Source organism: Acidovorax sp. LjRoot204 (genome assembly GCF_056175785.1).
Genome location: NZ_JBGFFF010000144.1, coordinates 1 through 11,248 on the forward strand (window position 1 = coordinate 1; position 11,248 = coordinate 11,248).

Consider the following 11,248-nt stretch of genomic DNA (forward strand, 5'->3'; position numbering starts at 1 on the left):
CTTTGCGGGCCTTCTGCAGGATGTCATAGAGCATCGCCATCAGCTCCATGTAGCGCTCTTTCGTGTATTTGGAACCCTTGAGCGCCATCGGCAGTGCGGCCAAGGTGGCCTTGATCACCTTGGGCTGGTTGTTCACCACAAACGCGCCCAGTGCGCCGCCCAAAATGGTGATGATCTCAAACGGCAGTGCCTTGAGAATCACGCTGATATTGCCTCCGTGCATGATGTACACACCGAAGATGCAGCCGAGGCAGACGACGTAACCGATGATGACAAACATGCTTTAGACGTTTAGGGCGGCGGCAGGGGCACGACTGCGCTGGGGAGGGCTGCAGTCCACGGATTGACCGAAGGTTACTGCAAATGTATCGGATTGCAGAACGCGAAATGCCCCAAGAGGGCGGTCAACAGGCTGCTTCTCGGGCGAATGGACGCTGGCCGCTGCCACCGATGGGACGTTGGTGGTCTTGCGCGCGGGGATGGGAGTGTTCCGATGGCCCTCGGGTGCCCAGCAAGGGGTCTGAGCGGCCTTCCGGGGGCAATGCATACCCAGGTTTGTGTCAGGGCGTGGCGATGTGCTGATATTTATTGACTGTGGCGCYATCAATTTGATATTGATCTAAGTGAGCCCTTGCGCAGCGTGTCCGCCATCCGTGCGCCCACATCGCATGCAAACGCCTCATTTGGACGGTGTTTCTGCTGTGACTGGACCTTTTTGGCCGTGAGGGCCTGCACTATGCTGCGGGCATGAAAGCTGTACTGCTGGCAGGCGGGCTTGGTACCCGCATTTCGGAGGAGTCGCACCTGCGGCCCAAGCCCATGATCGAGATCGGTGGGCGGCCCATCCTCTGGCACATCATGAAGATGTACTCTGCTCACGGCGTCAATGACTTCATCATCTGCCTGGGCTACCGCGGCTACGTCATCAAGGAGTACTTCGCCAACTACTTCCTGCACATGTCCGACGTGACGTTTGACATGGCCAACAACCGCATGGAAGTGCATCACCGCCATGCCGAGCCTTGGCGGGTGACGCTGGTGGACACCGGCGAAAGCACCATGACCGGCGGGCGCTTGCGCCGGGCGCAGGAATACCTGCCTGCAGGCGAGCCCTTCTGTTTTACCTATGGCGATGGCGTGGCCGACCTCGACATGACGGCCCAGTTTGCCTTCCACCGCGCCCATGGCCGCCAAGCCACGGTGACGGCCGTGCAGCCCCCGGGCCGTTATGGTGCCCTGGTGCGTGATGGCGACGCCGTGGCCGGGTTCGAGGAAAAACCGCGGGGCGACGGTGGCTGGATCAATGGCGGCTTTTTTGTGCTGCAGCCCGAGGTGATCGACCTTATCGACGGCGACGCCACCAGCTGGGAGCTGGAGCCCATGGCCCGCCTGGCCACCAGCGGCCAGCTGCGCGCCTTTGAGCACACCGGCTTCTGGCAGCCCATGGACACGCTGCGCGAGAAGAATCTGCTCGAAGATCTGTGGCAATCGGGCCGCGCCCCCTGGAAGTGCTGGTAAACCACGATGTGCCCTGATCCCGACTTCTGGCGCGGCAAGCGCGTGTTGCTCACCGGCCACACCGGCTTCAAGGGCGCGTGGCTGGCCCTGTGGCTGCAACGCCTGGGCGCGCAGGTGACCGGCGTGGCGTTGCCCCCTGCTAGCGAGCCCAACCTGTTCACCCTGGCGCAGTTGGGGCAGGGCGGCCCGGGCATGGAGAGCCATTTTTGCGACATCCGCAACGCCCCGGCCCTGGCCCTGCGCGTGCACGCCGCCCGGCCCGATGTGGTGCTGCACCTGGCCGCGCAGGCGCTGGTGCGGCCCGGCTATGCAGCGCCACTCGACACCTTTGCCACCAACGTCATGGGCACGGCGCATGTGCTGGACGCGCTCCGTGGGCTGGCGGGCGTGCGCGTGGCCGTGGTGGTCACCACCGACAAGGTCTACCGCAACCGCGAATGGGCCTACCCCTACCGCGAAGAAGACCCATTGGGCGGGCACGACCCCTACAGCGCCAGCAAGGCGGCGGCGGAGCTGGTAACCGCCAGCTACCGTGATTCCTTTCTTGCAGCCCAGGGTGTGGCGGTGGCCACCGCCCGCGCGGGCAATGTGATTGGCGGCGGCGACTGGGCGCAAGACCGCTTGCTGCCCGACGCCGTGCGCGCCTGGGAGAAGGGTGAGACCCTGCGTATCCGCCGCCCCCAGGCAACGCGTCCCTGGCAGCACGTGCTGGAGCCGCTGGCCGCCTACCTGCGCCTGGCCCAATGCTTGTGGGAATCGCCCGCACTGGCCGGTTCCTACAACTTTGGCCCGCTACCGCACGAGGCCGCTACGGTCAAAAATGTCATCGAATTAGCCTCCAGCGCATATCCTTCCGGCGCAACAAGCTATGAAAAAGAGAGTGATGGCCCCCACGAAGCCGGCTGGCTCGCGCTGGAGACTGCCCACGCCCGCCAGGTGCTGGGCGTCGCCCCGCATTGGGCGCTGAACACCGCCGTGGCCCGCACCATGAACTGGTACCGACAGCACCATGGCGGCGCCGATGCGCGCGCGCTGTGCATGGCCGACATCGACGCGTGGGAGGCCCGCCCATGAGCCGCCTGGCCCTGGCGCCGCTGCCCCTGGCAGGGTTGTTCCGTGTGCAACGCCAGCCGTTGGTGGACGAGCGCGGCTTTTTTGCGCGCCTGTTCTGCACCGATGAACTGGCGGGCGCAGGCTGGGCGGGCCCGATCGCCCAAGTCAACCAGAGCTATACAGCCCTCCAAGGCACCGTGCGTGGCATGCACTACCAAAAGCCGCCGCACGCCGAAATGAAACTGGTGACCTGCCTGCGTGGCGAGGTCTGGGACGTGGCCGTGGACCTGCGCCAGGGCTCTCCCACCTTTTTGCAGWGGCATGCCGAGCATTTATCCGCAGACAACGGCAACGCGCTGCTCATCCCGCCCGGTTTTGCCCACGGCTTCCAGACGCTGACCGACCATGCCGAGCTGCTGTATTGCCACTCTGCAGCCCATGCGCCCGCCGCCGAGGCGGGGCTGCACCCGCTCGACCCGCGTCTGACCATTGCCTGGCCGCTGCCGGTGGGGCAAATGTCGCCCCGCGACGCAGGCCAGCCCGGGATGACCGAAGAATTCGAAGGAGTGCGCCTGTGAAGTGCCGACACTGCGGCAGCCCGCTGCAATTGCCGTTTCTGGACCTGGGCAGCGCGCCCCCGTCCAACGCCTACCTGCGCGAGGCCGCCCTGCGCGCGCCCGAAACCTGGTTTCCGCTGCGCCTGTTGGTGTGCGAGACCTGCTGGCTGGTGCAGACCGAAGACCACGCCGGGCGCGAGGCGCTGTTCACCGACGACTACGCGTACTTCAGCTCGTTCTCATCGTCGTGGCTTGCCCACGCCAAGGCCTATGTCGAGGCGATGCGCGAGCGCCTGGACCTCACCGCCGCGAGCCGCGTGGTCGAGGTCGCATCGAACGACGGCTACTTGTTGCAGTACGTGCAGGCGGCCGGCATCCCCTGCTACGGCGTGGAGCCCACGGCCAGCACCGCAGCTGCAGCCCGTGCCAAGGGCATAGCGGTGGTGGATCGGTTCTTTGGCGTGGCGCTGGCCGATGAGCTGGCTGCCGCCGGCCGCCAGGCCGACCTGATCGCCGCCAACAACGTGCTGGCCCATGTGCCCGATATCAACGACTTTGTGGGCGGCTTCACGCGGCTGCTCRAGCCCCACGGCGTGGCGACGTTCGAGTTTCCGCACCTGCTGCGCATGGTGGAGGGCTGCCAGTTCGACACGGCGTACCACGAGCACTATTCCTATCTGTCGCTCACGGCCGTACAACGCATCTTTGCGGTCAACGGGCTGGTGGTGATCGATGTGCAGGAGCTGCCCACCCACGGCGGCAGCCTGCGGGTGTTTGCCGCCCGCGCCGATACCGTGGGCCACCCCCAGGTAACGGCTGAAGGCGCCGTCCGCGTGCAGCAACTGCTGGCCACCGAGGCGGCAGCCGGCATGCTGGGGGCAGGTTTCTATTGCGATTTTCAGACCCAGGCCATACGGGTCAAGCGCGAACTGCTCACATTTTTGCTTCAATGCCAGGCCGACGGCATCACCGTGGGTGCCTATGGCGCCGCGGCCAAGGGCAATACCCTGCTCAACTTTGCGGGCGTGCGGCCCGACCTGCTGCCCTACGTGGTGGACAAGAACCCCGCCAAGCAAGGCCAATTCCTGCCGGGCAGCCACATCCCCGTGGTGAGCGAGGCGCACCTGCTCGCCCACAAGCCGCAACGTATCCTCATCCTGCCGTGGAACCTGCGGAGCGAAATCAGCTTGCAGCTGAGCGAGATACGTGAATGGGGAGGCCAGTTTGTCACGGCCATTCCTCGCCTCGAAGTCTGGTAGCCGAATACCTAGCGCTACGCCCATTTGAACCGTACACAACCGAAGGAGACCACCATGATCCCAATGTTCAAGCCCTTGATCGAACAAGAAGAAATCGATGCCAGCCGAGAGTCGCTGGAGCTGGGATGGCTCGGTATGGGCAGCTATGTGTCGGGGTTCGAGAAAAAGGTGAAAGAGATCCTGCAGGCCCCGGACCGCCATGTGGCAGCGGTGAGCACCGGAACGGCAGGCTTGCACATCGCGCTGCTGCTCGCAGGCGTGGGACCGGGGGACGAGGTGATCGTGTCGGCATTCAACTGCTCGGCCGACTACCAGGCCATCACCTGGGTGGGGGCGGACATCGTGTTCTGCGACTGCAACGACGACACGCTCGAGCTGGACCTTGTCAAGGCCGAGTCCTTGGTGGGCCCACGCACCAAGGCCATCATCGTGATGGACTACGACTGCATCATCAGCAACCATGAAGACATTGCCGCGTTCGCAGAGCGCCACAAGCTGCGCGTAATCCATGACGCGGCGCATTCATTTGGTTCCAGCTACAAAGGGCGGATGGTCGGCAGCTTTTCCGACATCTGCGTTTTCAGTCATRACCCGGTGAAAACAGTGACCTGTCTCGATGGCGGCACGATTGTTGTGCGTACGGAAGAGGAGTTGCGTCGTGTGCACGAGCTGCGTTTGCTGGGCATGCAGCAGCCTGCGGAGGTGATGTACCAGAACAAGCGTGCCTGGACTTTTGATGTCGAGCGGGTGGGATTTCGCTACCACATGCTCAACATGCACGCCGCGATCGGATTGGCGCAGCTGGGCAAGCTCGATGTGATCAAGTCGAGCCGCCAGGCGGCATCGCGCCGGTACAACGAAAAGCTGCAAGGCATTGCGCAGGTGCGCACTCCCCGTACCGATTTTGCCGAAGTCAACCCGTTTCTGTACTACATACGGGTGCCGGCAGAGCACCGCGATGCACTGCGAGACTTCCTCAAGGAGAACGGTGTGGACACCGGCATCCACTGGCAGCCGGGGCATTGGTTCTCGCTCTGGAAGGACTGCAGGGCAGGGGACCTGTCGGTGACCGACAGCGTGGGCAAGGGCATTCTCTCGCTGCCGCTGCACTCGCGCATGCCGCTGGAAAGCGTGGACACCGTGGCTGCGCAGGTGCGCCGCTACTTTGCCCAACTCTGAAGAGGCCGCCATGAGTGCATCCACCCCTGGGCAGCAGCTTTTTGCTGCCATCAAACAGACGGCCCGTGCTGGCGAGCCTGGCCTGTTGTTGCCGGTGGGGCAGCCGCTGGCAGCGGTCGTTCGACCCATAGCCACCGTGCCTGGACACACCGATGCTGTTGATGTGCGGCTTTTGACGGAGTGGCGAAACCGCCATGTCAAATCTTTCCTGACCGAGTTTGTATCCACCCCTGAGCGCACCGCCGCCTGGCTGGCTGGAGCGGTTCACGAGAACCCCGGCAAGATGTTGTTCATGGTGGAAACCTTGGACGGCGAGCGTGTGGGGCACGTGGGCCTGGGCTTCATTGATTGGCAGCGTGGTTATGGCGAGGCCGATGCCATTGTCAGTGGAGGTTCATCCCCTCCGGGGTTGATGAAGGCCTCGTTGCTGGCGCTGATGCACTGGGCGCGCGATGCTCTCGGGCTGCAGACGCTGGCCGTGCGGGTGCGATCGGACAATCCGGCGGTCGACTTTTACCGCAAGGTGGGTTTTCAGGAGTACCAGCGAGTGCCCATCGTGGCCAGCACAGTCCCTGGCGGGGTGGACTGGAAGGAGGACCCTCATGCAGTAGGGGCCCCTGCCAGCTTGGTGTACATGCAACTGCACTTACCCCGGGCCTGAACAGGCCCTGAGGTCGTTGAAGGAGGCTGGGCATGGAAATTTTGCGAATGGACCGTGATCGGTTGCTGCGCTACGTGGTGCAGCAACTGCACTACACACTGCCAGACGATTTCGATCCCCGCATGGACATTGATGCGTGCCTGGACGAAGCACTTGCTCGCCTGCACGGGTGCATCAATGCCGTCCGGCCCTGGCGGCAGGACTGCTTTGATCCGCTGCATTCCACGCAGTACTGCAGTTTTCTGTACTTTCTGGCCAATACCATCTGGCGCCGCACGGCCAGTACGGAAACTCCCACACGCCTGTTCTTGCTGAACAAGGCCTTGAACGGTATCGACCTCTTTTACGAAATTGAGATGCCGCCGGTTTTCTTCATCGGACATTCCGTCGGGATCGTCTTCGCCAAGGCAAGCTACGGCAACTATCTGGTGATCTACCAGAATTCCACCGTCGGCAAGAACCATGGGGTTGCCCCCGTGCTTGGAGAGGGCGTCATCATGTACGCGGGCACCGCCATCATTGGGGACTGTCAGGTGGGCGACGGCACGGTGTTGTCTCAAGGGGTCAGCCTGGTCAACACCCACTCACCCGGGCAGTGCACCATTTACCGTGGCGACGCCGGCAGGGTGGTTTTCAAGCCCACCCGGCGCAATGCGCTGCTCGACATTTTCCGGATCTGACACGCAGCATCAGGAGCCCGGGATGTCCATCCCCATGGCTTGCGTCGCATATTGAAGGTAAGTCACCGCGAATTCGGTGTGCCCGTGTGCATGCTCTACTTCGGCAAGGCACGCCAGAGCGACGGGATCGTGTGGTACGGCGTTGAGCACTTTTTCGGCCAGCTCGGTCACGGCAATCCAGTGGCGATCCGTGATCAAGGGGGCTGATTCGCCGATTCGCCGGGGCGGAGAGGAGGTCCGTGCTTTTTCAACCAGGTTCTGCAGGCTTTTGTGGGCTGCGTGCAGGCTGACCCGCTGGCCGGGTTTCAAGCCGACGCCCAGGACTGGGGGTTGCTCCCACTCTTGCGGGAACTGCGGTAACCAGCCCTGCATGGCTTGCTCCTGCGCCTGAGGATCGTCGGGATGCTCCATTTGAGCCAACCATTTCAGCCACATCACCCGCAGGCCTTCGCCAAAGTGCCGGCAGTAGAGGTCTTCGCGCATGAGCGCAGAGTTTTCCACTTCGCTACGCAGGTTGAGCCGAAGCGCATTGAGCGCCTGGGTATCTGCTGCCAGGTCCGCAGCAATGCGCACATAGTCGTCCGGGCTCTCTGCCAGCCACTCCTTTCGCCCCAGGTAGCTGAGCATGCCGACGCCCATGCGGCTCTTGAAACTTTCGCCCATCATGGAGACGATGGGGACCGCCATCCACAACACATCGAAAGTGGTCGTGCCGCCGGTGAGTGGAAATGGGTCCAGCGCAATATCGATGCGGTGGTAGGTCAGGTATTGGTTGTCTTGGCTGAGCGGCACCAGCTCCAGCCGCGAAGGCGGGAGCCCCAGTCCCTCGCAGCGATCGCGGTAGGCCTGCGCGAACTCGGGGCGGTCGAAATTTTTGCCCTCGATCAGCAGGCGTGAATGGGGCACGGCTTCCAGGACACGCCCCCACAGTGCCAGCACCTCATCCGTCAGCTTGCCCAGGTTGTTGCAGGAGCCGAAGGTGATGAACCCGTTATCTATCGCGGGCGAGGGGCGCACCTGATAGCGGGGCTGGTAACGCCACAGGGGATTGCGGCTCATGGGCCGGTAACAGGCGAACAGCGTAGGCAACCGGTACAACTGTTCCGTGTACTGGTCATCGACGCCTGGCGGGTCGGTGATTTCGTCCGTGAACTTGTAGTCCACGGCGGTGAGCCCGGTGGTGGCCGGAAACCCCAGCCACGACACCTGCACTGGTGCAGCCTTGTGCGCCAGGATGAGCAGGCCGTTGTTGCCCGTGTGGCCCGCCAAGTCGACCAGGATGTCTATGCCTTGGGCGCGGATGGCATCGGCCTGATGCTCGGGGCTGAAGCCAGCCAGGCGCACGAAGTGGTCGACATGGCATTCCACCCGTTCTGTGACATGGTCGCCTTTGGGGAACAGGTAGAACGCATACACCTCGAATTGCCGCCGGTCCAGCTGGGCCAGCAGCCCCTCCACCGAGTACATGACGGCGTGCATGCGGAAGTCTGGTGACAGAAACCCAATCTTCAGGCGGCGCCAGGGCGAGCCGCGATGGGCCTCAAAGCTGGGCCAGTTGGGGCGCAGTAGGGGCTCAAAGACGCTGCCGAACTGGCGGGCGGCTGCAGACAGCTGCGCAGCGTTCACCTGCGGGTTCGCCAGCATGAAAAGCAGCCTGTTGGTGTAGTTGCCAGGATCGCCGGGGCTGAGCGCGATGGCTTTCTCGCAATCCTGTACAGCCTCGCGCACCTGGCCCAGCTCGCGGCGGTGAATGGCGCTTTGCATCAGTGCACCGACTGTCAGCGGCATGGAGTCAGCCAGCGCGAGGGCTTTTTGGCTGGCATCAAATCCCTTGCTGTGCAAATTGATCAGATAGCAACACTCGGCGAGTTTGATCCATGCAACGGCTTGCTGGGGGCGCAGCTCGCAGACCTTTTCGAGATGCGGAAGTGCGTCGTAGTTGCGTGCTTGCTCAATCAGGATGTTGGCGTAGTTGATGAGCAGCTCGGCATCGCCTGGCCAGTACGCATAGGCTTGCTTGTAGGCCTTGAGGGCTGCGTCGAACTCGCGCTGCTTGTGGAGCGAGAAGCCCAGCAGGCGATGGGCGCCCAGGTGGCGGCCATTCTTGCGCAGAATTTGGCGGCACAACCGAGTCAGCGTGGGCCAGTCTGCGGCTGCGAGGGCCGCATGGAGGCGGGGATCGTCCTGGGCGGTATTTTTGGATTGCACGTGGCTGCCGATCTACAAGCTAAGAAGCGGGGGGCGCCGCACAGTGTGCCATGTGAAAAGGGGCCCATCGGGGCCCCTTGTCGTTGCGTTGCAATTCCACTGCGCGGCGTGTGGGCTGGGTCAATTACTTGAGCAGCGACAGCACGCCTTGCGGGATTTGGTTGGCTTGAGCCACCATCGCCGTGCCGGCCTGTTGCAGGATCTGAGCCCGCGACAAGTTGGCGGTTTCTGCCGCGAAGTCGGCATCCTGGATGCGCGAGCGCGAGGCAGAGAGGTTTTCCGATGTGATCTGCAGGCTGGAAATGCTGGTTTCAAAGCGCGACTGCAGGGCGCCGAGCTTGGCGCGTTCGCCATTGATGAAGGCCAGTGCCGAGTCCACGGTCTTGAGCGCATCGGTGGCGCTGGTGAAGGTGGTCACGTCCAGGTTGGCCACGGTGTGCAGTGACGATCCGCCGCTGTCCAGCTGGTTGCTGGCAGAGGTCAGGGCAAACGATTTCTCAGAGTCGAGTGTGATGTAGCCGCCGGTGGCAACGTTGTCGATCGTGGCATCGGCTGCCAAGGTCTGTGCAGTGCCGTTGCTGGCGCCTGCCGCGTCGTAGCCGGTCACGCTCACGGCGGCTGCATTGGCATTGGTGGTATCTCCCACCACGATGTTGTTGCCGGTGGCGTTGGTCAGGATGATCTGGGTGCCGTCCGAGCTCAGCGAGGCGTTGATGCCGGTTTTTGCAGATTGTTCATTGATCGCCGATACGGCAGGCGACAGGCGGTCTGTGCCGGTGGCGGATGTCAAGGTGAACGAGATCGTGCGGGATGCACCTACGTTGTCGCCTTCCAGCGTCAGCGAATAGGACCCGGCCGAGGCCATGCCTCCCAGGCGTACTTCGGTGCGGGCGGTCGCCGTCACGCCCGTGGTGGCCTGCAGGGAATTGATCTGATCGGCGGTGGCTTTGGCGGTGGCATTCGAATTTACCGTCATGGTGCCTGTGCCCAGGTAGCCGCTGATGGAGACCGAACCCGCTGTCACGCCGTTGGATGTGGCGCCAGTCGCAGGGGCCTGTGCACCAATACCCGAGCCGTTGGAGGCGATGTTCTGGTTGTTGCCGTAGACGTTGGTGCGCAGGTTGGCCGTCGCTGCGACGATGGTCTGGTTGGCATTGGCGCCCACCTGGAACTGTTGCGTACCAAATGTGCCGTCCAGCAATTTCTGGCCGTTGAACTCGGTGGTTTGCGAAATCCGGTCCAGTTCCGCCACCAACTGGCCGACTTCCTGCTGCAGGGCCTGACGGTCGCCAGCGCTGTTGGAAGCGTTGGCCGATTGCACGGCCAGTTCRCGCACCCGCTGCAGGATGTTGCCGGCGGAGCCCATCGCACCTTCTGCCACCTGGGCCAGCGAAATTCCGTCGTTCGCATTGCGAACCGCCTGGTTCAGGCCACGAATCTGGCTGGTGAAACGCTCGGAAATCGCCAAACCGGCTGCGTCGTCCTTGGCGCTGTTGATGCGCAGGCCCGACGACAAGCGCTGGATGGCTGAGTTGAGCGACATCTGGCTGGTGCCCAAATTTCGCTGCGCGGTGAGCGAGCTGATGTTGGTATTGATGGTTGCTGCCATGGCGAAACTCCTTAACGTCGCAAGACGGATCTGTTTGCCGGTTCAAGCGCACCCGTCCGGCTGTCAATGAGGGAACGATGGATGAATTGTGGAGATGCCGCTTTTTGGCGTTGGGGAGATAAGCGGCAAAAAAGTCGTACAACTTGCGCGTTTGACCCTCAAGTTTTCCGGCGGTGACCCGAAAACACTTACAACGGACCGTAAGCGGCCCGCCGTTCACCAGAAGCTAAAGAGCACTGGCGAACCCAGGAAGCCAGCGTGGTGCTGGCGCCCCGGCTGGCGGCAACGCCATATTCAGTCAGTTCTTTCTGGAGATTTGCAATGGCTTCCACCATCAATACCAACATCAGCTCGCTCACCGCACAGCGCAACCTGGGCATGAGCCAGACCTCGCTGAACACGTCCATCCAGCGCTTGTCGTCGGGCCTGCGCATCAACAGCGCCAAGGACGACGCRGCCGGTTTGGCGATTTCCGAGCGTTTCACCAGCCAGATTCGTGGCCTGAACCAGGCGGTTCGCAATGC

General features: G+C 62.9%; 11 protein-coding genes. 8 read left to right on the forward strand and 3 right to left on the reverse strand.

The annotated features are described in order from the left end of the window. A partial coding sequence (locus tag AC04MI_RS19810; protein WP_476498496.1) for a motility-associated protein occupies positions 1–280 on the reverse strand: 280 nt, incomplete at its 3' end. A gap of 467 nt (positions 281–747) precedes the next feature. Here AC04MI_RS19810 and rfbF point away from each other — a divergent pair. From rfbF to AC04MI_RS19845, 7 genes are read left to right on the forward strand one after another with little or no spacing between them, the layout of a single operon-like run. After that, a complete protein-coding gene (gene rfbF / locus AC04MI_RS19815) occupies positions 748–1,518 on the forward strand; it encodes a glucose-1-phosphate cytidylyltransferase (protein WP_056065699.1) in 771 nt (256 codons plus the stop codon). Positions 1,519–1,524: 6 nt separating this feature from the next. Continuing rightward, on the forward strand, positions 1,525–2,592 hold the full coding sequence (gene rfbG, locus AC04MI_RS19820; RefSeq protein WP_436076974.1) for a CDP-glucose 4,6-dehydratase: 1,068 nt from the start codon (positions 1,525–1,527) through the stop codon (positions 2,590–2,592). Then, complete coding sequence (locus AC04MI_RS19825; protein WP_476498497.1) at positions 2,589–3,149, forward strand: dTDP-4-dehydrorhamnose 3,5-epimerase family protein; 561 nt, start codon at positions 2,589–2,591, stop codon at positions 3,147–3,149. The genes rfbG and AC04MI_RS19825 overlap by 4 nt, the downstream gene beginning before the upstream one ends. Beyond that, positions 3,146–4,387: a methyltransferase domain-containing protein gene (locus AC04MI_RS19830; RefSeq protein WP_476498498.1), complete on the forward strand. Its 1,242-nt coding sequence runs from the start codon at positions 3,146–3,148 to the stop codon at positions 4,385–4,387. Before AC04MI_RS19825 ends, AC04MI_RS19830 begins: the two co-directional genes overlap by 4 nt. 54 nt (positions 4,388–4,441) lie before the next feature. After that, on the forward strand, positions 4,442–5,566 hold the full coding sequence (locus AC04MI_RS19835) for a DegT/DnrJ/EryC1/StrS family aminotransferase (protein WP_476498499.1): 1,125 nt from the start codon (positions 4,442–4,444) through the stop codon (positions 5,564–5,566). A gap of 10 nt (positions 5,567–5,576) precedes the next feature. Beyond that, the gene (locus AC04MI_RS19840; protein WP_395456480.1) at positions 5,577–6,227 is read left to right on the forward strand and encodes a GNAT family N-acetyltransferase; all 651 of its coding nucleotides are present in this window, start codon (positions 5,577–5,579) and stop codon (positions 6,225–6,227) included. Positions 6,228–6,259: 32 nt separating this feature from the next. Next, complete coding sequence (locus AC04MI_RS19845) at positions 6,260–6,907, forward strand: LbetaH domain-containing protein (protein WP_056065712.1); 648 nt, start codon at positions 6,260–6,262, stop codon at positions 6,905–6,907. A gap of 9 nt (positions 6,908–6,916) precedes the next feature. Here the strand turns inward: AC04MI_RS19845 and AC04MI_RS19850 are convergent, their stop codons facing one another. Both AC04MI_RS19850 and AC04MI_RS19855 read right to left on the reverse strand, forming a co-directional pair. Then, on the reverse strand, positions 6,917–9,115 hold the full coding sequence (locus tag AC04MI_RS19850; protein ID WP_436076976.1) for an O-linked N-acetylglucosamine transferase, SPINDLY family protein: 2,199 nt from the start codon (positions 9,113–9,115) through the stop codon (positions 6,917–6,919). A 124-nt stretch (positions 9,116–9,239) separates the two neighbouring features. Next, positions 9,240–10,724 (reverse strand): flagellin N-terminal helical domain-containing protein, encoded by a 1,485-nt coding sequence (locus tag AC04MI_RS19855; protein WP_288852204.1) that lies wholly within the window; start codon positions 10,722–10,724, stop codon positions 9,240–9,242. A gap of 321 nt (positions 10,725–11,045) precedes the next feature. On the opposite strand from AC04MI_RS19855, the gene AC04MI_RS19860 reads away from it, so the two are divergent. Then, the coding region (locus AC04MI_RS19860; RefSeq protein ID WP_476498500.1) for a flagellin N-terminal helical domain-containing protein at positions 11,046–11,248 on the forward strand (203 nt) is incomplete at its 3' end.

Excerpts from the sequence above, each read along its gene's own strand:
- rfbF (WP_056065699.1), top strand. The coding sequence starts at position 748 with ATGAAAGCTGTACTGCTGGCAGGCGGGCTTGGTACCCGCATTTCGGAG.
- rfbG (WP_436076974.1), top strand. The coding sequence starts at position 1,525 with ATGTGCCCTGATCCCGACTTCTGGCGCGGCAAGCGCGTGTTGCTCACC.
- AC04MI_RS19840 (WP_395456480.1), top strand. The coding sequence starts at position 5,577 with ATGAGTGCATCCACCCCTGGGCAGCAGCTTTTTGCTGCCATCAAACAG.
- AC04MI_RS19845 (WP_056065712.1), top strand. The coding sequence starts at position 6,260 with ATGGAAATTTTGCGAATGGACCGTGATCGGTTGCTGCGCTACGTGGTG.